Genomic DNA, 19,031 nt, shown 5'->3' with positions numbered 1-19,031 from the left:
GCCCGGCTCAGCAGATGCGCGGCAGCTGGTCGCCGGTGAGCCAGTCGACGATGCGGCGGCCGCCGAAGCGGGCGCGCATCTGCACGAAGTGATGGGGGTCGGCCACCACCTCGCCGATGTCGGCGGCATCCCGGCCCAGCGGATGGGCGCGCATCGCGGCCAGCAGGCGCGGCGCGTCTTCGGGCGCACAGATGGCGATCAGCTTGCCCTCGTTGGCCACATACAGCGGGTCCAGGCCCAGGAACTCGCAGGCGGCCTCGACGGCCGGCCGCACCGGGATGGCGGCTTCTTCGACGAGCATGCCGCAGCCCGATTGCGCCGCGATCTCGTTGAGCGTGGTGGCCAGGCCGCCGCGCGTGGGGTCGCGCAGGCAGTGCAGCGCCGGCACGGCGTCCAGCATCGCCGCCACCAGGCCGTTCAGCGCCGCGCTGTCGCTCTGGATGGCGGTCTCGAAGCCGAGGTTCTCGCGCAGCGACATGATGGCCACGCCGTGGTCGCCCAGCGTGCCGCTCACCAGGATGCGGTCGCCCGGGCGCGCCGCGTCACCCGAGACGTGTACGCCTTCGCGCACCACGCCCACGCCGGTGGTGGTGATGAAGACACCGTCGCCCTTGCCGCGCTCCACCACCTTGGTGTCGCCGGTGACGATGGCCACGCCGGCCTCGCGCGCCGCTGCGGCCATCGAGGCCACGATGCGTGCCAGGTCGGCCAGCGGCAGGCCTTCCTCGAGCACGAAGCCGGCTGCCAGGTACAGCGGGGTGGCGCCGCACATCGCGACGTCGTTGACCGTGCCATGTACCGACAGGCTGCCGATGTCGCCGCCGGGAAAGAAGAGGGGCGACACGACGTGGCTGTCGGTGGCCATCACCAGCCGGCCCGGCGGCAGGGCCAGGCTGGCGCCGTCGTTGCCCTGGGCCAGCCATTCGTTGTCGAAGGCGGGCCGGAACAGCTCGGCCACGAGCTGGGCCATCGCGCGCCCGCCGCTGCCGTGCGAGAGATCGATGCGGCCGTTCTTGATGTCCAGGGGGCGGACGTAGCCGGGGCGGACGGTGCTCATGCCGCCATGATGGCACGCACCGCCCAGCGCTCCCGCATCAATGGATGCCGCTGAGCAGGGCCCAGAAGATGAACACCGCGAGCACCACGCCGATGGTCACGGCCGTGAAGCCGAAGATGTAGGCGCGGCGCCATTCTTCCGGCGTCGGGGGAGGCATCAGGTAGTCGTCGAGCTTGCCTTCGGCGACCAGGCGCTCGTATTCCAGCGTGCGCTCTTCCTTGAAGCGGGCCAGTGGCATGCGGCCGACGAAGACCACCGGGTCGAGCGGGAAGGCCTCGGGCCGCAGGTGGGTGTGGAAGAAGTGGAACAGGAAGATGAAGCCGGTGGCCAGCAGGGCCTCGTCGCTGTGCACGATGTAGGCCGCATTGAGCACCCAGCCGGGCAGGAAGGTGGTGGCCGCGGTGGGCTGCCACAGCATCAGGCCCGACAGGCCGATGATGGCCACGCCCCAGAAGACCGCCAGGTAGTCGAACTTCTCCCAGTAGGTGAAGCGGTCGAACTTCGGCTTCGGCCCCAGGTAGAGGAAGTACTTGATCATGCCGATGAAGTCGAACAGGTCCTTGGGCTGGGGCACCATGGAGGTGGGCCCCCAGAGGTAGCCGCGCTCCTTCTTGACAAACCAGCCGTGCAGCAGCATGCCCAGGTGGACGGCGAAGTAGCCGAAGGTCACCATGCCGGCCAGGCGGTGCAGCACACCGGCAGTCTCGGCGCCGCCGAAGACGGCCATCACGCTCGGCGCCCAGGGCGCGCCGGCAAACTTGAGCGGCAGCCCGGTGGCCGCCAGCAGCAGGAAGCTGCTGACGATGGTGACGTGTACGCCCATCTGCATCTTCGAGAAGCGCCGCACATAGGGGCCGTCGCCGCCGTGGCCGAAGGTGAATTCACCGCGCAGCTTGCCCACCACGGCGCGCTGCATCCACAGCAGGCCGTGCAGGCCGAAGAAGCCGAACACGCCCACCAGCAGCGAGGTCATGCCCAGCCACAGCCAGTAGACGATGGCGTTGCGATTGGGATCCTTCGGGTTGGAGTGCGGGTCGAAGGTGAGGAAGGAGGCGTTGACGTTCTTGTGGCAGGCGCCGCAGGTCTGGGCCAGGTTGTCCGGGTGGATGCTGGACTTGGGGTCGGACTTGGGCAGGTTGTGGTGGGGCGTGTGGCAGTCGGCGCAGACCGCGGCCTTGCGGTTGTTGAGCTCGCTGGCCTTGCCGTGGAAGCTGTCCTTGAAGCTGGCCGCCACTTTCTCGTGGCAGTTGCCGCAGCGGTCGGCCACCTGGCCGCGCACCTGGGCACTGTCGGGGCGCTTGATGGCATGCGGTTCGTGGCAGCTCGAGCACACCGGGCCCTCGCCGGCCTTCTTGTCGCCGTTGCCGTTCTTCTTCCAGAGAGCGCCGTGGGCGCTGGTCTGCCATTCGCGCAGGATGCCGGCGTGGCACTTGCCGCAGGTCTCGGGGATGTTGAGGTGGTTGGTGGTGGCCGCGGCCTCGGTCTTGGGATGGATGTCGTGCTTGCCGTGGCATGAAGAGCACGAGGGCGCACCCACCGTGAGGCCGGACTTGAGCAGCGCGTGCGCGTGTTCGCTGCGCTCGTAGTTGGCCATCATTTCCTCGTGGCAGGCGCCACAGGTCTTGATCTGGTTGACCGGCGACAGCGTCGAGGCCGGGTCGCCGCCCTTGCGCACCAGGTGCAGGCTGTCGTGGCAGCCCATGCAGTCCTTGACCGCCTTGTCGCCCTTGGCGCGGCGGCCGTGGATGCTGCCGGCGATGGCCTTGAACTCGTCGGCGTGGCACTCCTGGCAGACCTCGGGCTTGACCGCGCCCAGCGCCTCCTTGGGGTGCTTGACGGTCGCGGCCGTGGCGTGGCAATCGCTGCAATCGAGCTTGCGGTGGGCCGAGCGCTGGAAGTCGTCGCCCAGCACCGTCATCGACTTGCCGGCCTCGGACTCGATCTTCGGGTCGTCATGGCAATCCAGGCACTTCTGCTTGAGCGCCGAGATGGCGGCCGCATTGGCCACATCGCCTGCGCCCTGCGCCTGCAGCGGCGTGGCGCAGCAGGCCAGCAGCAGCGCTGCGGCGAGCATGCGTGTGGCCCCGGACCCTAGCATCCTGAGCATGTTCTTCCCTGTCGACATGGTGACCCCGTGTGGTGAGGGGCGCGCGACGGAGCGGACGCCGGCGTGCGCGCCAGTGAGCAGGATCATTCTCGCCAGACCGCCCAGGGCCCGGTTGACATCGAACAAGGTCGCGCGATTGCGCAATTTCGCAATAACGCGGCTCAACCGGCGCTTATCGGCACATCCTTGAATCGGCCGTAGCTGTAATGCGCGGCGCAGGCACCTTCGCTGGACACCATGCAAGAGCCGATGGGGTTCTCGGGCGTACACACGGTGCCGAAGACCTTGCAGTCGCGCGGATGCTTCACGCCGCGCAGGATGGCGCCGCATTCGCAGGCCTTGTTGTCGGCCACCGGCCGCGTCACCAGGCCGAAGCGGCGCTCGGCGTCGAAGGCGGCATAGGCCGCACGGATGGCCAGGGCGCTGTAGGGCACCTCGCCCAGGCCGCGCCACTCGAACGTGCGACGCAGTTCGAAGACCTCGGACACCAGGGCCTGGGCCTTGAGATTGCCTTCGCGCGTGACGGCGCGGCTGAACTCGTTCTCGACCTCGGCGCGGCCCTCGTTGATCTGGCGCACCAGCATCAGGATGGCCAGCATCACGTCCAGCGGCTCGAAGCCGGCGATGACCACCGGCTTGCGGTACTCCTCGGCGAAGTATTCATAGGGCTGGCTGCCGATGACGGTGGAGACATGGGCCGGGCCGATGAAGCCGTCCAGCGGCAGCGTGCCGTAGCGGCGCACCTCGGGCGACTCGAGGATGTGGGTGATGGCCGCGGGCGTGAGCACATGGTTGCAGACGACGCTGAAATTGGTGAGGCCCCGCTGCGCCGCCTGCTGGATGACCAGGGCCGTGGGCGGTGTCGTGGTCTCGAAGCCGATGGCGAAGAAGACGACCTCGCGGTCCGGATGGGCCGCAGCCAGCGCCAGCGCATCGGCGGGGGTGTAGACCATGCGCACATCGCCACCCCGGGCCTTGGCCTTGAGCAGAGAAAGCCCGTTGGAGGCCGGCACGCGCAGGCAGTCGCCATAGGTGGCGACGATGGCGCGCTGCTCCAGCGCCAACTGGATGGCGAGATCGACGCGACCTATGGGCAGCACGCACACCGGGCAGCCGGGGCCGTGGATCATGGCCACCGGCGGCGGCAGCAGATCGGCCACGCCATAGCGCGAGATGGCGTGCGTGTGGCCGCCACAGAACTCCATCAGCTGGTAGCGGCGGTCGGGCCTGGCCTCGGCCGCGATGGCCTGCGCGATGCCCTTCGCGACCTCGCCGTCGCGGAACTCATCGATGTACTTCACGGCGCCGCTGGCTCGGTGACGGGCGCTGCCGGCTTGGCCGCGGCGAAGAGCTCCAGCGTGCGCTGGGCCTCTTCGGGGTCCAGCCGCGACAGCGCATAGCCGACGTGGAGGATCACGTAATCACCGACCTGCACGCCGTCCACCAGGGCCAGCGAAATGGTCTTGCGTATGCCTGCCAGATCGACGATGGCGTTGTCATCGGCCAGCAGTTCGACCACGCGCACGGGTATCGCCAAGCACATCTAACACTCTCCTTCGCGGCAGATCGCGATCCAGGCCTGGCCCAGCGCGATGCCACCGTCATTGGGCGGGGCCTGGCCGGCCTGCAGCACGCGCAGGCCGGGCAGCCGATCTGCCAGCAGGCGCGACAGCCGCGCGTTCAGGAAGCAGCCACCGCCCAGCGCCACCGTGTCCAGGCCGCTGGATTCTGCCGCCTGGCGCAGCCAGCGCGCCAGCGCCACGGCCAGGGCGTGATGGAAGAGGGCAGCACCTTGCGGGGCATCGGGCGCGTCGATGAGGCGGGCCAGCAGCGGCAGCGGGTTCAGCGTGCTGCCATCAACGGCCACCAGCGCAGCTGCCTCGTCGTCGTCGAAGGCACCGGCGTACTGGCCGGCCAGCGCCTCCAGCAGCATGGGCGCCTGGCCCTCGTAGGCCTGCAGCTCGCGCACACCCAGCAGGGCCGCGGCGGCGTCGAACCAGCGGCCCATGCCGCTGCTGGGCGGGCAGCGCAGGCCTTGGGCCAGCATGCGCGCCACCGTGGCCGCGGCCGGGTGGTGGGCCCAGCGGCGCGCGATCTCGTCGCTGCGGCCCAGCGTGTGCAGCACGGCCGCGGCCAGCCGCCAGGGCTGGCGGGCGGCGATGTCTCCGCCGGGCAGGGCGATGGGGCGCAGATGGCCCAGGCGGGTGAAGCCGCCGCCATCGACACGCAGCAGCTCGCCGCCCCAGGCCGCGCCATCGCTGCCCAGGCCCACGCCGTCCAGGGCCAGGCCCAGCAGCGGGCCGGTGACGCCATGCTCGGCGGCGATGGCGGCGATGTGGGCGTGGTGGTGCTGCACCGCATGGGCTGGCAGGCCGTGCTCTCGCGCGTAGGCGGCGGCAAAGCGAGCGGCGTGGAAATCGGGATGCAGATCGTGGGCCACCGCTTGCGGGCGCACATCGAGCACGCGGCAGAGATGGGCCACGGCGTCTTCCAGCGCGGCGCAGCTGGCGGCGTTGTCGAGATCGCCGATGTGGGGCGAGAGAAAGGCCTCGTCGCCGCGCGTCAGGCAGACCGTGTTCTTGAGCCAGGCGCCGGTGGCCAGCACCGCGGGCCCGGCGCGCGGCAGGCGCAGGGGCCGCGGCGTCCAGCCGCGGGCGCGGCGTATGAACTGCGGCGCGCCCGCGGCGGTGAGGCGCAGCACGCTGTCGTCGCAGCGCGCAACGATGTCGCGGTCGTGCAGCAGCACGGCGTCGGCAATGCCCTGCAGGCGCAGCAGGGCGTCGTCGTTGGCGGTGACGATGGGCTCGCCGCCGGGGTTGGCGCTGGTCATCACCAGCAGCAGTTCCTGCGCCTCGTCTTGCCAGGCCCTGCCTGCGGGGCGGCCGGCGGCCTCGTGGAACAGCAGATGCTGGATGGGTGTGGAGGGCAGCATCAGGCCCAGTTGCGCCAGGCCGGGGGCCACGCCTGCGATCTGTTCGGCCGCACCCGGCTGCATAGGCAGCAGCACGACAGGCCGCTCGGGCGCGGCCAGCAGGGCCAGCGCCGTGGTGTCAGCCTGCACCCAGCGCGCGGCCGATGCGGTGTTGGCCGCCATCACCGCAAAGGGCTTCTCCTCGCGTGCCTTGCGCTGGCGCAGCGCGGCCACCGCGGCGGGCTGGCGGGCGTCGCAGGCCAGATGGAAGCCGCCCAGGCCCTTGATCGCGACGATGGCGCCGGCGCGCAGCAGCGCCAGCGTGGCGGTGATGGGGTCGCCGGGGATGGCGCGGCCTTGGGCATCGACCAGCCGCAGCGCCGGGCCGCAGGCCGGGCAGGCATTGGGCTCGGCGTGAAAGCGGCGGTGGCCGGGGTCGGCGTATTCGGCGGCGCACTGCGGGCACTGCACAAAGGCCGCCATGCTGGTCTGGGCGCGGTCGTAGGGCAGGGCGCGCGTGATGGTGTAGCGCGGGCCGCACTGGGTGCAGTTGATGAAGGCGTAGCGGTGGCGGCGGTCGGCGGGGTCGAAGAGTTCGGCCAGGCAGTCGTCGCAGGTCGCCATGTCGGGCGCGACGCCGGTCTTCACCACGCCGCCGCGGCTGGGCCGGATGGCGAAGCCGCCGCCGCTGTGCAGGGCGATGCAGGGACTGGTCTCGACCGCCTCGACGCGGGCGCGCGGCGGCGCCTCGCTGTGCAGGCGCTGCACGAAGCGCTTCAAGGTGTCGGCCGCGCCCTCGGCCTCGATGGCCACGCCCTCGGCATCGTTGAGCACCCAGCCGGCCAGGCTCATCTCCTGCGCCAGCCGGTAGACGAAGGGCCGGTAGCCCACGCCCTGCACCGCGCCGCGCACGCGGATGGCGCAGCGCTGCATGGGTTCAGGCGGTGGCCGTGGCCGCTGGTTGCGACGCCTGCTGTGCCGCCGCTGCGCCGCGCGCAATCCAGTCCAGCCAGGCGTCCATGCCCTCGTCGGTGGTGGCCGAGAGCTGCACGATCTGCAGCGCCGGGTTGACGCGCCGCGCATAGGCCATGCAGCGTTCGACGTCGAAGCGCAGGTGCGGCAGCAGGTCGGCCTTGTTGAGCAGCATCAGCGAGGCGGCGTGGAACATGTCGGGGTACTTGAGCGGCTTGTCCTCGCCCTCGGTGACCGACAACACCACCACCTTGTGCGCCTCGCCGAGGTCGAAGCCCGCCGGGCAGACGAGGTTGCCGACGTTCTCGATCATCAGCACCGAACCCGCCGCCGGCGCCAGGCGCTCCAGCGCGCTGGCCACCATCTCGGCGTCGAGGTGGCAGCCCTTGCCGGTGTTGATCTGCAGCGCCGGCGCGCCGGTGGCGCGGATGCGGTCGGCGTCGAAGCTGGTCTGCTGGTCACCCTCGATCACCGCGATGGACAGGCGCTCGCGCAGGCGTTCGATGGTGCGCACCAGCAGCGTGGTCTTGCCGGCGCCCGGGCTGCTGACGAGGTTGAGCGCGAAGATGCCACGCGCGCCCAGCCAGGCGCGGTTGCGGCGGGCCGTGAGGTCGTTCTTGGACAGGATGTCGCGCTCGATCTGCACCATGCGCGCCTGCGTCATCCCCGGCGCCGAGGCGCCGGCCGCGCCGGTGCCGTAGTGCAGGGCACCGTGGTCATGGACGTGCTCATGGGCGTGCTCATGGGCATGGCCGTGGCCATGGTCGCCATGCCCATGGCTGTGCGTCGTGCCATCGGCGTGGGTGTGGACGTGGGCGGGGGCCTCGCCCTCGATGCGGGTCTCGCCGCTGCCGCAGCCGCAGGTCATGCACATGGCCAACTCCTGTTCATTCGGTCTTCATTCGATCTCGATGTCCAGCACGCGCATGCGGTCGCCGCCGCTCACCTGCAGCTGCCAGCTCTCACAGCGCGGGCAGGGGTCGCCGCGCGCCGCGATTTCCACCGCCTGCGAGCAGGCCATGCACCAGGCCGTGCCGGGCGTGGCCACCATCTCCAGCCGCGCCGTCTCGGCCAGCGAGCCGCGCATCACCACATCGAAGGCGAAGCGCAGCGCCTCGGGCTCGACCTGGGCCAGCACACCGATCTCCAGCCTCACCAGCGCGACGCGCCGGGCACCATTGGCGCGTGCCGTCTCCTCGACGATTTCGCGCACGCTTTCAACCAGGGACATTTCATGCATGCGGGTTGATCTCGATGTGGCAGGCGACGCAGGGGTCCAGCGACGCCACCAGTTGCTGCACGCGATTCTGCAGCGCGGCGGCATCGCCCGCCGTGTACCCGGTCAAGGCCGCGGCCAGCGCGCCGGCCGGGTGGAAATTCCATTCGGTGGGCGCGACGATGCGGTAGGGCCGGGCCCGCCCGGCCTGCAGCCGCGCCAGGTGGATGAGCAGGCCGCGTGCGTTCTCCACCCAGCCCAGGCCGGTGCCTTCGGGCAGCGCCATCGCACCGACGGCCAGCGCCGGCCGCCCGGTGAGCAGCAGGGCCAGCTCGCGCAGGCGGGCGACGTGCCTCGCCAGCGCGCGTGACCTCGGCAGCAGCGCGGCCACCAGGGCGTCGTCACGGCGCCGCGCCAGTGCGCCGGTCTCGGCCGGCCGGCCCGCGTGCAGCGGGCGCTGGGCAAAGCTGGCGTCGGCAAGGGTCGCTGCGGCCAGCGCGGCCAGCATCTGCGGCGATGGCGGGCTGGGCAGCAGGGCGGTCTCGTCCGCGGCCAGCTCGCCAGCTTCGAGCGGCTGCGCCGCCAGCCGCGCGATCACGCGGGCCGTGGCCGTGGCACCCGCATCGGCCCAGAGCTGCAGCGCCACCGGCGTGTCGCGCGCCAGCCAATCGGTGGCCGCTTCGCCCCACACGGCCAGCGCCAGCGCCTCGGGCGGTGGCGCCGGGCCCAGCGTGCTGCGCGCGGCGGCGATGGCCGCGCCATCGGGTTGCTCGCCGTGCAGGCGGGGCCAGTCCAGCAGCACGCGGCGCGCCGTTTCGCCCAGGGTCTCGGCCGCCACGGCTTTGCGTGCGCGTTCGATCCCTGCCGCATCGGGCACGCTGCCGCTGGCGGCCTGAAGCGCCAGCGCGCAGGCCTGGCCCTGCGAGACGGCACAGATGGCGTAGAGGCGCGGTACGGCGGCGGCGATCTCTGCGGTGCTGCGGCCTTCGAGCAGGCGCGCGGCGACATCGGGCCGCGTCGAGGCGATCTGGCAGTGCGCGATGCGGCCGGCGGCGATGCGCAGGCTGATGCGCAGTTCGCCCTCAGGGCCCACGACTCGCCGTCGTGCCGAAAAGGAAGCCGCGCTTGCTGATGGCGGCGGGCGCGGCGGCCGTTGGCAAGGCGGTGGCAGGTGCCGCGATCGGGGCAGCGACAGGTGCTGTGCCCAGCTCGGGCGGCGCCTCGGCCTCGATGCGGCTGGCGGGGTCGAGCAGGGCCTCGAGCGCGGCCCGTGCGGTGTCCGCAGCGGTCTCGGCATCGGCAAACTCGAACATCGGCGAGAACAGCGAGCAGGCCAGGTAGTTGCCCAGTTCGGCATCCTGGTTGCCAAGGAACTCGAAGACGCCGGCCGGGAACACGACCAGGCGCGATTCGCGCTCGGCCAGCGGCTGCCACTGAGCCGCCAGGCGCGGCATCAGCACCAGGTTCATGAACCAGGGGGTGAGCAGCACGCCCAGCCAGTGCCCGCCCCAGGGGCGGAAACCCAGGGCCTGCACATCCAGCGCCGGGTTGAGCATGGGCAGGCCGGCCATGGGGCCGTGCCAGATGGCTTCGAAGCGCGTCTGCAGCGCGGCGGCGGGCGAAGCCAGGCCGTCCTGTGGCGCTGTCTCAGTCATCGAGCACCAGGAAGGCGGTCTTCTCGGCCGCGCAGTTGGGGCAGCTCCAGTGCGGCGGCAGCGTGGCAAAGGGCGTGCCGGGCGGGATCTGCCAGACCTCGTCGCCGGCGGCGGGGTCGTACACCGTCCAGCAGATCTTGCATTCCAGGCGCGGGCCCAGGCCGCCGGAGGCCGCTTGCTCGTCCATCGGGCTCAGGCCGAGGCGGCCGATTCGGCCATCCACTGCGCCAGCTCGGCCAGGCGCTCGTGGCTTTCGGCCAGGTCTTCGGGTGCGGCGAGCGCGACTTCAGGCAGGGCGACGACCTCGATGGTGTTGAGGATCAGCGTCTGCATGTTGTTGAAGTACTGCACGCGCCAGACGTGCCGCGCCGCGGTGCTGGCGATGCGGCAGTTGCCGAAGCCGCGCGAGAGGATGACGACGCCGCCGCCGGCCAGCAGCGCATCGAGGTGGGCGCTGTCCTCGCTCGACAGCGGCAGCAGCGTGAGGTTGACGATGTGGGGCGGGCTGGCCGGCGTGCAACGGTCCATCGCCTCCTGCAGCTCGTGGACCAATGCCGGCACGTTCATCGCGCCCGCCGGCAGCGGCAGCACACGCAGACGGGCATCGGCGCTCTGCTGCGCCAGGGCCGCCAGCAGCGGCGGGATCGGTGCGGCCAGCAGGTAGTCGTGCAGCAGTGCGCCGTCGGCGGCGAAGTGCTGCTCGCGCCAGACGCCGGAGAACACCGTCTCCTGGACGCGCACCTCGTGGCCGGCATCGACCAGGGCCGCGACCTCGCCTTCGCCCAGGGTCTCGTTGAGCACCTTGAGCGCCGGCGCCGCCAGGCCGGCCAGATCGAGCGCAGGCGCTTCGCCGCCGTGGTCCAGCCAGTGGCGGAAGTGGCCCAGGAAGACCTGCAGCACGTCGTGCGCGCCGGCAAGATCGCGCCCCGGGCCGGGCTCGGGCACGGCCGGCATCTCGAAGGTGCTCATCTCGCGCGGCATGGGCATGAACTCGACGCCGTCTTCGGGCGCCGGCATCAGGCTGCGGATGGGGATGGGGAAGGGTGTCATCGGCACATTCTCAGGCGCAGGCCGAAGGCCCGGCCGCACGCACGGGGACGCCTATGCCCGGGGCGCGCGTGGGTGTGGCAGCGAGCAGGCGGTCGAGTTCGGCTACATAGTCGTCCCAGTCGCGGATGCCGTCCACCGCGCCCAGGTACTGGCCGTCGCGCAGCATCACGAAGGCCGGCCAGCGCGCAAAGCCGTAGCGGCGCGCAAGCTCGCGCGCCGCTGCCGGTGGCAGCAGGCCGACGCGAAAGGCGCCGCGGCGTGCCGCATGGAGCTCGGGCACGATGACCGCCAGGTCCAGCGTTTCCTTGAAGCGCTCGGGCTCCTCGGTGAAGACCAGCATCGCGGCGCCAGGCCGGGCGGCCCAGGCCTCGCAGTCGGCGCCGTCAAGCACGGCAGCGCCGGTCAGCAGCACCAGGCGCTGCACCAGGGGGTGCAGGGCTTGATGGGCAGGGGAATGGGCGGGCTGGGTGCTCATGCGCTCTCGCTGGCCGGGCCGCGCAAATGCGGCGGCAGTTCGGGTACACGGCCGACGAGGTCGGCGAAGAAGGCGTCAACGTCGGCGTCACCGCGCTGCACCGCGGCCAGGGCAGCGCGGCCGGCGCGGGCCTGGGCCGCCTCGTCGGGCGTCATCACCAGGCGCGCTGTGCCCTGGAAGCCCAGCACCCAGGTGCCCGGCGGCTGGGCGCCGACCAGCATCATGTCCAGCCACTCGCCTTCACCATCGGCCTCGCACCAGGCCTGGGTCTCCAGGCAGGTCTGCACCTGCAGCGGCGTTCCCAGGCACATGGCTCAGGCTCCTCCGTGGACCTGGTTCAGGAAGCGGGCGTCGCCGACGCGGCAGGCCGCGTCGGCCCCGGGCCGGCCGCCTTCGTAATCGGCCAGGGCCAGCGGGCTGGCATTGAGCGCCTCTTCGGGCGGCCCGCTGCGCACCTGCGCGGCAAAGCCCCAGGCCGCCAGTTCGGCCAGCGCCAGCACCACGGCCTCTTGTACCCGCGCCCGCACCAGCGGGCTCAGGCTGCCGCCCAGGTCGTCCAGCACCGCGGGCTGCACGCCGATCAGCGTGATGCGGCGCGGAAAGCGATCACGCAGCCGCGCCAGCGACAGCAATTCCATGAAGCTGGCCTGGTGCAGGCTCATGGTGGTGTCGCTCCACTGCGGGATCTCGGCGTCGCGCAGCACGCGCAGCGTGCCGGGCGGCAGGCCGTAGTCGATGGCGTCGAAGACCAGCACATGGTCTGATTCGCACACCGGCTCCAGCAGGTACAGGCCCTGCGTGCCGCCGTCCATCAGCGTGGCCGATGGCGGCAGCTGCCAGCCGGCGTGCAGCGCCTCGACGGCGCGCACGCCGAAGCCTTCGTCGGCCCACAGCAGATTGCCGATGCCAAGGACCAGAACCTTGGATGCGCTCATTCGCGCGAGGTCCGCCAGCCGCTGATCATCGAGCTGATGATGGTCTCTTTGGAGAAGGAGTCTTCGCGCACCACCATGTACAGGTGTACCAGCACGAAGGTGATGAGGTACCACATGCACAGGTGGTGAAAGGTGTGCATGTTCTGGCTGTAGCCGAAGAGCGGCATCATCCACGAGGTAAAGAGCTTGAAGGTCAGGCTTTCCATGCCCTGGGCCTCGCCGTACATGGCGAATCCGCTCAGGATCATGAAGGCCGTGCCCAGCACGTAGAAGACGAAGGTGGCCGCCTGCGCCAGCGGGTTGTGGCCCTGGGCCACCGGGCCCTTGCCGCGGAAAGTGGCGTAGTAGTGCAGGGCGTCGAAGAGGCCGTGCCACCATTTGCCGTTCAGCGCCGCCAGCGGCACGACGAAGATCTCGCGCGCAAAGCGGTTGCCGATGAAGGCCCAGACGATGCGCATCGCGAACAGGATGGCGAAGACATAGGCCGCCGCAAAGTGGGTGAACCGGATGTAGCCGAACAGGAAGTGGTCGCTGGCCTCGCCGCCCACCGAGCCCGGCGGGCTGCCGATGAGGTAGCCGGTGACGCCCAGCACGACGAAGGCCAGCGCCATCACCCAGTGCCAGATGCGGACCGGCGCCTCCCAAACGTAGACCGGAAAGAGCTTGTCGTGGGGCGTGCTCATGGTCGTGGCCTTTCGAGCCTAGCGCACCGTGGCGCGGCCGATTTCCTGGCCTTCGGGCGACACCACATGGGTGGAGCAGGCCAGGCAGGGGTCGAAGCTGTGGATGGTGCGCAGGATCTCCAGCGGCTCGTCGGGCTTGGCCATCGGCGTGTTCATCAGGCTGGCCTCGTAGGCGCCGATCTGGTTCTTGGTGTCACGCGGGCCGGCATTCCAGGTCGTGGGCACCACGCACTGGTAGTTGTCGATCTTGGTGTCCTTGATCTTGATCCAGTGGCCTAAAGCCCCGCGCGGTGCCTCGCAATAGCCCGCGCCCTGCGCGGCGGCCGGCCAGGTCTTGGGCTCCCAGCTGTCGATGTTGGCGGTGGCGAAGTTGCCGCCCTTGAGGTTGGCGATCAGCTTGTCGAAGAAGTAGCGCATGCGGTGCGCCGACCACGAGGCCTCGAGCCCGCGCGCCGCCGTGCGGCCCAGGGTGGAGAAGAGCGCGGTGATGGGCACGTCCAGCTTTTTCAGCACCATGTCCACCGGGTCCTTGAACTCCGGCCGGCCCATCGCATAGCCGATGACGTAGCGCGCGAGCGGGCCCACTTCCATGGCATGGCCGCGCCAGCGCGGCGACTTGATCCACGAGTACTTGGCGCTCTCGTCCAGCGATTCGATATTGGTCTTGGTTCCTTTGGTGCCCTTGCCCAACTCGAAGTGGGGCTCGGTGACGCCGTCGAAGGGGTGCAGGCCCTTGGTCTCGTCGCCGTACTTGTACCAGCTGTGGTTGACGAACTCCTGCACCTGGGCCGGGTCCTTCAGGTCGACCGGCTGGATGTCCTTGAGGTTGCCGCCCACGATGGCGCCGCGCGGCATCAGCAGGCTCTTGTTGCTGTCGTCGTTGGCGATGTCGGGGAACTCGCCGTAGGCCAGCAGGTTCATGCTGGACAGGCCGCCGCCGATGGCGCCCCAGTCCTTGTAGAACGAGGCGATGGCCAGCAGGTCGGGCACGTAGACCTGGTCGATGAAGGCGATGGTGTCGTCGATGATCTTGGACACCATGTTCAGGCGTTCCATGTTGATCGCGCCCACGGCCCCGGTGGCCTCGAGGTTGATCGAACAGGGCACGCCGCCGACGAGCCAGTTCGGGTGCGGGTTCTTGCCGCCGAACACGGTCTGCACCTTGACGATCTGCTTCTGGAAGTCCAGCGCTTCCAGGTAGTGCGCCACCGCCATCAGGTTGGCCTCGGGCGGCAGCTTGTAGGCCGGGTGGCCCCAGTAGCCGTTGCGGAAGGGGCCCAGCTGGCCCGATTCGACAAACTTCTTGAGCCGGTTCTGCAGGTCGCGGAAATAGCCCGGCGACGACAGCGGCCAGCTGCTGATGGACTGCGCCAGCTCCGACGTGGCCTTGGGGTCGGCCTTGAGCGCGCTCACCACGTCGACCCAGTCGAGCGCGTGCAGGTGGTAGAAGTGCACCAGGTGGTCATGCGCGTACAGCGTCGCATGCATCAGGTTGCGGATGATGTTGGCGTTGTCGGGGATCTTGATCTTGAGCGCGTCTTCCACCGCGCGCACCGAGGTCAGCGCATGGGTGCCGGTGCAGACGCCGCAGATGCGCTCGACGAAAGCCCAGGCGTCGCGCGGGTCGCGGCCCTTGAGGATGACCTCCAGCCCGCGCCACATGGTGCCGGTGCTGACGGCATTGCGGATCACGTTCTTGTCGTCGAGGTTGACCTCGACGCGCAGATGGCCCTCGATGCGGGTGACCGGGTCGACGACGATGCGCCGGCCGCTGTTGTCGAGCTTGTAGCCCTGGGTCTCGATGACAGCCATGATCAGCCTTCTGCCTTTGTAGTTTCACCCTGGGCCTGGGTCTTGCCGCGGTCGGCGGCGCGCTTGATGGCGCTGACGGCGGCGTGCGCCACGATGGCCGCGCCGGTGACGCCGGCCACCGCCATGCCCACCTTGTCGGCATTGGCCTCGACGCCGAACTGGTTGATGCCGCTCAGGCGGTCATAGAACGAGCCCTTGTCCCAGAAGCCGTCTTCGCTGCAGCCTATGCAGCCGTGGCCGCTGGCGATGGGGAAGCTCACACCCTCGTTCCAGCGCGTGGTGCTGCAGGCGTTGTAGGTGGTGGGGCCCTTGCAGCCCATCTTGTAGAGGCAGTAGCCGGCCTTGGCGCCCTCGTCGTCCCACTGCTCGACGAACTGGCCGGCGTCGAAGTGCGGCCGGCGGTAGCACTTGTCGTGGATGCGCTGGCTGTAGAACATCTTGGGCCGGCCCTGGCGGTCGAGCTCGGGGATGCGGTCGAAGGTGGCGATGTAGGTCACCACCGCCGTCATCACTTCGGGGATGGGCGGGCAGCCGGGCACCTTGACGATGGGCTTGTCGGTGATCACTTTGTTGATGGGCACCGCCGTCGTCGGGTTGGGCTTGGCCGCCTGCACGCAGCCCCAGCTGGCGCACGAGCCCCAGGCGATCACGGCCTTGGCGTCCTTGGCGACGTGCTTGAGCTTCTCGACGAAGGGCTTGCCGCCCGGCATGCAGTACATGCCGTCCTCGCCCAGTGGCGGGTTGCCTTCCACTGCCAGGATGTAGTTGCCCTTGTATTCCTTCATCACCTGTTCCAGCGCCGCCTCGGCCTGGTGGCCGGCGGCGGCCATGATGGTGTCGTCGTAGTCGAGAGAGATCATCGACAGGATCACGTCCTTGGCCAACGGGTGCGAGCTGCGGATGAAGCTCTCGGTGCAGCAGGTGCATTCCAGCCCGTGCAGCCACAGCACGGGCGTGCGCGGCTTGGTCTCGAGCGCGTGGGCGATGCGCGGCGCGAAGGCCGGGGCCAGCCCCAATGACGCGGCCGTGAGGCTGCAGAACTTGAGGTAGCTGCGGCGGGTGATGCCCTGGCGGCGCATCACCTCGTAGAAGGTTTCGGTCATCCTGCCTCCTCGACTTCGGGTTGGGACAGACCGTCCTGCGGTCCCCGCGGCGGTCAATGCCGCGCAGTCTGAAGGGGCATTGCGCACGGAAGCTGATGCAGATCAAACCGGCGGGTGGTGGCGAGGCTGTATCAACTAAGGGTTTTCAGCTAAGCGCGTGCGGCAACCAGGTGGCCAGGCCGGGAAGCAGGCACAAGAGCACCAGCCGGGCGCAGTCGGCGACCGCAAATGGTGCAACACCGCTCACCACCGTGCCCATGCTCAGGCCCGTGACCCGCTGCACGACGAAGAGGTTCATGCCCACCGGCGGCACGATCATGCCGATCTCGCACACCGTCACCAGCATCACGCCGAACCAGATCGGGTCGAAGCCCAGGCCGGTGACCAGCGCATAGGCCGGTGCCACCGTGAGCAGGATCATCGAGATCTCGTCCATCAGCGCGCCCAGCACGATGTAGAACAGCATCAAGAGCGCGATCACGGCCCAGCGGTTGAGGCCCAGGGCGGCGACGCCGGCGATCAGGCCGTCGGTGAGCCGGGTCGATTCGATGAAGTAGTTGAAGAGGTTGGCGCCCATCAGCAGCGTGAAGATCATGCCGGTGGTCAGCGCGATTTCGGCCAGCGCGGCCCGCCATTCGGTGCGCGGCATGGTGCGGCCGGTCAGCGCCAGCGCCCCGACCACGCCCACCGCCGCGGCCTCGGTGGGCGAGAACCAGCCCAGCGTGATGCCGCCTATCACCAGGCCGAAAAGCAGCAGCACCGGCCACACGCGGCGCAGCGCGGCCAGGCGTTCGGCGCGGCTGTGGCGCGGGCCGGCGGGGCCGCTTTCGGGCCGCCGCCACACCGACCAGGCCACGGCCAGCATGTACAGGACCGTGCCCAGCAGCCCCGGCAGCACGCCGGCCAGGAAGAGCTGGCCTATCGATTGGCCCGTCAACACGCCATAGAGCGCGAAGAAGATCGAGGGCGGGATCATCACCCCGAGCGTGCCGCCGGCCACCACCGAGGCCGCGGCCAGGGTGTCGGCATAGCCGCGCGATCGCATCTCGGGCAGGGCGATGCGGCCCATGGTGGCGGCGGTGGCGATGCTCGAGCCGCAAATGGCGCCGAAGGCGGCGCAGGCGCCAATGGTGGCGTGGGCCAGGCCGCCGCGGTAGTGGCCCAGCAGCGAGGCCACCAGCGTGTAGAGCGCGCGACCGAGGCCGCCGCGCGCCGCCAGCACGCCCATCGCCACGAACAGCGGCACGACCGACAGTGCATACGGAAAGGCGGCATCGAAGGCGGCGCGGCCGAGCATGAAGCCGGCCGCGCCCCAGCCGTCGGCCAGCGTGATGGCGATCAGGCCCACCAGGCCCATCGCCACCGCCACCGGCACCTGCAGCAGGATCAGCAGCAGCACGAGGGCAAAGGCCAGCGCGCCCGCCCAGGGCCCGGCGGTCATGCCTTGGCGCCTGCGCGCAGCCCCTGGGCCAGCGCCACCGCGGCGCAGGCCAGCACCGCGAGCGCGCAGCCGGCCACCACTGGCGCCCAGTACCAGGTGAGCGGCGCGTTGAGCGTGCTCGAGCGGTCACCGTTGTGCAGGGCCTGCAGCGCCGCGCTGGCCGTGGTCCAGGTGGCCAGGGTCATGTAGGCCGCCGCGGCCAGCGCGGTGGCGCAGCGCAGCGCCGCATGGGCGCGCGGCGGCAGGCGGGTGGTGACGAAGTCGACCTCGATCTGCGCCTCGCGCGCAAAGGTGTAGGGAATGCACAAGAAGGCGGCGGCCATCACCAGCAGCTGGGTCAGGTCGACCATGCCGGCCAGGTTGAGCTGCAGCACGCGGCGCGTGGCGATGTCGCCGACATTGAGCAGCGCGCACAGCAGCAGCAGCGCGGCGCCGGCCAGGGCGGCGGCGCGCGTGAAGCCCTCGATGCGCGCGACCCAGCCGCGCGCCCGGCCCCGGCTCATCCTTGGCTCATTCCCGGCTCAACCCTTGGACAAGCGCGCGATCTCGCGCAGCATGGCGCCGTGGATTTCGCGCGCATTGGCCACACCTTCCTTCTGGAACTCGGCCAGCGCGCCATCGAGCAGCGGCGCGGCGGCGTTGCGCCACTCGGCCTGCAGCGCGGCATCGGGCAGCAACACCTGGCTGCCGCGCGCCCTGGCCGCGGCACGGCCGCCGTCGTCCCAGCTGTCCCACATGGGCTGCACGCGCTTGAGCAGGGCCTCGCCGGAGGCGGCCTCGATGGCGGCGCGCACATCGGCCGGCAGGGCGTCGAAACGGCGCTGGTTGATGCCAAACCAGAAGGCGGCGGTAAAGAAGCGGGCGTCGAGATGGTGGCGCACCACCTCGTCGAGGCGGAAGGAATGCACCGCGTCCCAGGTGGTGGCGGCGCCGTCGATGACGCCCTTGTCGAGGTTCTCGTAGAGCTGGGTCGGCGGCATGCCCACGGGGATGGCGCCCAGCGCGCTGAGCAGCAGCGAGACCGTGGGCGACGGCGTGCGGATGCGCAGCCCGCGCAGGTCGGCCGGGTGCTCCACCTTGCCGCGCGTGTGCAGGCCGCCGGCGTTGTGCGTCATCAGCAGCAGCGGCTTGAGGCCCTTGTAGTCGTCGCCCAGCAGGCGTGGGTAGAGGTTCCACAGCGTGCGCGAACCGGCCTCGGCGGTGGCGGCCATGAAGGGCAGCTCGATCAGCATGCTGCGAGCCATGCGCCCGCGCGGCAGGCCGCACAGGCCGTAGGCAACGTCGACGACGCCGTTCAGGCACTGGTCGAGCTGGTTCTGGGCCTGGCCCAGGGCCGAGTTGGCGGCCGAGATCTGCACCGTCACCGCGCCCTGGGTGCGGGTCTCGATGTCCTTGGCCCAGGGCAGCAGCAGGTCGCTCTGCAGCCGGTGCGTGGGGGCGACGAAATGGCTGACCTTGAGCGTGATGCGGCCCTGGGCGCGCAGCGCGGCGGGCAGGGCAAGGGCGGCGGCAGCCAGGCCCGTCAGCAGGCGGCGGCGCGAAGGCGCGGGGGTCGGTTGACTGGGCACAAGAGTCATCGGCGGGCTTTCATCGGGCACGGCTACACTTTTCCGC

Annotated in this window: 20 protein-coding genes; all 20 read right to left on the bottom strand. The window is 70.4% G+C overall.

Features of this window, described 5'->3' with window-relative positions:
- Window positions 1-7: 7 nt before the first annotated feature.
- The 20 genes from hypE to JMV16_RS22745 all read right to left on the bottom strand — a co-directional run bounded on the left by hypE (window position 8) and on the right by JMV16_RS22745 (window position 18,994).
- Window positions 8-1,057 carry a hydrogenase expression/formation protein HypE gene (gene hypE, locus JMV16_RS22840; protein ID WP_201496627.1) on the bottom strand — a complete coding sequence of 350 codons (1,050 nt, stop codon included), beginning with the start codon at window positions 1,055-1,057 and terminating at the stop codon, window positions 8-10.
- Window positions 1,058-1,094: 37 nt separating this feature from the next.
- Window positions 1,095-3,131, bottom strand: a complete 2,037-nt coding sequence (locus JMV16_RS22835) for a cytochrome c3 family protein (protein WP_201496626.1) — start codon at window positions 3,129-3,131, stop codon at window positions 1,095-1,097.
- A 194-nt stretch (window positions 3,132-3,325) separates the two neighbouring features.
- Complete coding sequence (gene hypD, locus JMV16_RS22830) at window positions 3,326-4,465, bottom strand: hydrogenase formation protein HypD (protein WP_201496625.1); 1,140 nt, start codon at window positions 4,463-4,465, stop codon at window positions 3,326-3,328.
- Window positions 4,462-4,707, bottom strand: a complete 246-nt coding sequence (locus JMV16_RS22825; protein ID WP_201496624.1) for a HypC/HybG/HupF family hydrogenase formation chaperone — start codon at window positions 4,705-4,707, stop codon at window positions 4,462-4,464. Before JMV16_RS22825 ends, hypD begins: the two co-directional genes overlap by 4 nt.
- The gene (hypF, locus tag JMV16_RS22820; RefSeq protein WP_201496623.1) at window positions 4,708-7,008 is read right to left on the bottom strand and encodes a carbamoyltransferase HypF; all 2,301 of its coding nucleotides are present in this window, start codon (window positions 7,006-7,008) and stop codon (window positions 4,708-4,710) included. It abuts the gene before it with no gap.
- A gap of 4 nt (window positions 7,009-7,012) precedes the next feature.
- The gene (gene hypB, locus JMV16_RS22815; protein WP_201496622.1) at window positions 7,013-7,921 is read right to left on the bottom strand and encodes a hydrogenase nickel incorporation protein HypB; all 909 of its coding nucleotides are present in this window, start codon (window positions 7,919-7,921) and stop codon (window positions 7,013-7,015) included.
- A 24-nt stretch (window positions 7,922-7,945) separates the two neighbouring features.
- Window positions 7,946-8,287, bottom strand: a complete 342-nt coding sequence (gene hypA, locus JMV16_RS22810; RefSeq protein WP_201496621.1) for a hydrogenase maturation nickel metallochaperone HypA — start codon at window positions 8,285-8,287, stop codon at window positions 7,946-7,948.
- Window positions 8,280-9,356: a nickel-dependent hydrogenase large subunit gene (locus JMV16_RS22805; RefSeq protein WP_201496620.1), complete on the bottom strand. Its 1,077-nt coding sequence runs from the start codon at window positions 9,354-9,356 to the stop codon at window positions 8,280-8,282. The genes hypA and JMV16_RS22805 overlap by 8 nt, the downstream gene beginning before the upstream one ends.
- Window positions 9,346-9,918, bottom strand: a complete 573-nt coding sequence (gene hybE / locus JMV16_RS22800) for a [NiFe]-hydrogenase assembly chaperone HybE (protein ID WP_201496619.1) — start codon at window positions 9,916-9,918, stop codon at window positions 9,346-9,348. The genes JMV16_RS22805 and hybE overlap by 11 nt, the downstream gene beginning before the upstream one ends.
- On the bottom strand, window positions 9,911-10,105 hold the full coding sequence (locus JMV16_RS22795; RefSeq protein ID WP_201496618.1) for a rubredoxin: 195 nt from the start codon (window positions 10,103-10,105) through the stop codon (window positions 9,911-9,913). Before JMV16_RS22795 ends, hybE begins: the two co-directional genes overlap by 8 nt.
- Window positions 10,106-10,110: 5 nt before the next feature.
- Window positions 10,111-10,968, bottom strand: coding sequence for a hydrogenase expression/formation protein (locus tag JMV16_RS22790; protein WP_201496617.1), 858 nt, complete (start codon window positions 10,966-10,968; stop codon window positions 10,111-10,113).
- A 10-nt stretch (window positions 10,969-10,978) separates the two neighbouring features.
- Window positions 10,979-11,443 (bottom strand): hydrogenase, encoded by a 465-nt coding sequence (locus JMV16_RS22785; protein ID WP_201496616.1) that lies wholly within the window; start codon window positions 11,441-11,443, stop codon window positions 10,979-10,981.
- Window positions 11,440-11,754, bottom strand: a complete 315-nt coding sequence (hypC, locus tag JMV16_RS22780; protein WP_201496615.1) for a HypC/HybG/HupF family hydrogenase formation chaperone — start codon at window positions 11,752-11,754, stop codon at window positions 11,440-11,442. The genes JMV16_RS22785 and hypC overlap by 4 nt, the downstream gene beginning before the upstream one ends.
- Before the next feature lie 3 nt (window positions 11,755-11,757).
- Window positions 11,758-12,378: a HyaD/HybD family hydrogenase maturation endopeptidase gene (locus tag JMV16_RS22775; protein WP_201496614.1), complete on the bottom strand. Its 621-nt coding sequence runs from the start codon at window positions 12,376-12,378 to the stop codon at window positions 11,758-11,760.
- Complete coding sequence (gene cybH, locus JMV16_RS22770; protein WP_201496613.1) at window positions 12,375-13,061, bottom strand: Ni/Fe-hydrogenase, b-type cytochrome subunit; 687 nt, start codon at window positions 13,059-13,061, stop codon at window positions 12,375-12,377. Before cybH ends, JMV16_RS22775 begins: the two co-directional genes overlap by 4 nt.
- A gap of 18 nt (window positions 13,062-13,079) precedes the next feature.
- The gene (locus tag JMV16_RS22765; RefSeq protein ID WP_201496612.1) at window positions 13,080-14,873 is read right to left on the bottom strand and encodes a nickel-dependent hydrogenase large subunit; all 1,794 of its coding nucleotides are present in this window, start codon (window positions 14,871-14,873) and stop codon (window positions 13,080-13,082) included.
- Between the two features lie 2 nt (window positions 14,874-14,875).
- Window positions 14,876-15,976 (bottom strand): hydrogenase small subunit, encoded by a 1,101-nt coding sequence (locus tag JMV16_RS22760; RefSeq protein ID WP_201496611.1) that lies wholly within the window; start codon window positions 15,974-15,976, stop codon window positions 14,876-14,878.
- Window positions 15,977-16,121: 145 nt separating this feature from the next.
- On the bottom strand, window positions 16,122-17,417 hold the full coding sequence (locus tag JMV16_RS22755) for a TRAP transporter large permease (RefSeq protein WP_201496610.1): 1,296 nt from the start codon (window positions 17,415-17,417) through the stop codon (window positions 16,122-16,124).
- Complete coding sequence (locus JMV16_RS22750; protein WP_201496609.1) at window positions 17,414-17,920, bottom strand: TRAP transporter small permease; 507 nt, start codon at window positions 17,918-17,920, stop codon at window positions 17,414-17,416. The genes JMV16_RS22755 and JMV16_RS22750 overlap by 4 nt, the downstream gene beginning before the upstream one ends.
- Before the next feature lie 18 nt (window positions 17,921-17,938).
- Complete coding sequence (locus JMV16_RS22745) at window positions 17,939-18,994, bottom strand: TRAP transporter substrate-binding protein (RefSeq protein ID WP_201496608.1); 1,056 nt, start codon at window positions 18,992-18,994, stop codon at window positions 17,939-17,941.
- Window positions 18,995-19,031: the final 37 nt, after the last annotated feature.

Origin of the sequence: Rubrivivax sp. A210, assembly GCF_904426505.1 — a bacterium.
GTDB lineage: Bacteria > Pseudomonadota > Gammaproteobacteria > Burkholderiales > Burkholderiaceae_C > Rubrivivax.
This window is presented reverse-complemented; position numbering and strand designations above follow the sequence as displayed.

Bases quoted from the DNA above. Each gene is read 5' to 3' on its own strand.
- JMV16_RS22745 (WP_201496608.1), bottom strand. From the start codon at position 18,994: ATGACTCTTGTGCCCAGTCAACCGACCCCCGCGCCTTCGCGCCGCCGC.
- JMV16_RS22795 (WP_201496618.1), bottom strand. From the start codon at position 10,105: ATGGACGAGCAAGCGGCCTCCGGCGGCCTGGGCCCGCGCCTGGAATGC.
- hypB (WP_201496622.1), bottom strand. From the start codon at position 7,921: ATGTGCATGACCTGCGGCTGCGGCAGCGGCGAGACCCGCATCGAGGGC.
- cybH (WP_201496613.1), bottom strand. From the start codon at position 13,061: ATGAGCACGCCCCACGACAAGCTCTTTCCGGTCTACGTTTGGGAGGCG.
- hybE (WP_201496619.1), bottom strand. From the start codon at position 9,918: ATGACTGAGACAGCGCCACAGGACGGCCTGGCTTCGCCCGCCGCCGCG.
- JMV16_RS22790 (WP_201496617.1), bottom strand. From the start codon at position 10,968: ATGACACCCTTCCCCATCCCCATCCGCAGCCTGATGCCGGCGCCCGAA.
- hypF (WP_201496623.1), bottom strand. From the start codon at position 7,008: ATGCAGCGCTGCGCCATCCGCGTGCGCGGCGCGGTGCAGGGCGTGGGC.
- JMV16_RS22765 (WP_201496612.1), bottom strand. From the start codon at position 14,873: ATGGCTGTCATCGAGACCCAGGGCTACAAGCTCGACAACAGCGGCCGG.
- JMV16_RS22825 (WP_201496624.1), bottom strand. From the start codon at position 4,707: ATGTGCTTGGCGATACCCGTGCGCGTGGTCGAACTGCTGGCCGATGAC.
- JMV16_RS22785 (WP_201496616.1), bottom strand. From the start codon at position 11,443: ATGAGCACCCAGCCCGCCCATTCCCCTGCCCATCAAGCCCTGCACCCC.
- JMV16_RS22835 (WP_201496626.1), bottom strand. From the start codon at position 3,131: ATGCTCGCCGCAGCGCTGCTGCTGGCCTGCTGCGCCACGCCGCTGCAG.
- JMV16_RS22750 (WP_201496609.1), bottom strand. From the start codon at position 17,920: ATGAGCCGGGGCCGGGCGCGCGGCTGGGTCGCGCGCATCGAGGGCTTC.
- hypE (WP_201496627.1), bottom strand. From the start codon at position 1,057: ATGAGCACCGTCCGCCCCGGCTACGTCCGCCCCCTGGACATCAAGAAC.
- hypA (WP_201496621.1), bottom strand. From the start codon at position 8,287: ATGCATGAAATGTCCCTGGTTGAAAGCGTGCGCGAAATCGTCGAGGAG.
- JMV16_RS22760 (WP_201496611.1), bottom strand. From the start codon at position 15,976: ATGACCGAAACCTTCTACGAGGTGATGCGCCGCCAGGGCATCACCCGC.
- hypC (WP_201496615.1), bottom strand. From the start codon at position 11,754: ATGTGCCTGGGAACGCCGCTGCAGGTGCAGACCTGCCTGGAGACCCAG.
- JMV16_RS22755 (WP_201496610.1), bottom strand. From the start codon at position 17,417: ATGACCGCCGGGCCCTGGGCGGGCGCGCTGGCCTTTGCCCTCGTGCTG.
- JMV16_RS22775 (WP_201496614.1), bottom strand. From the start codon at position 12,378: ATGAGCGCATCCAAGGTTCTGGTCCTTGGCATCGGCAATCTGCTGTGG.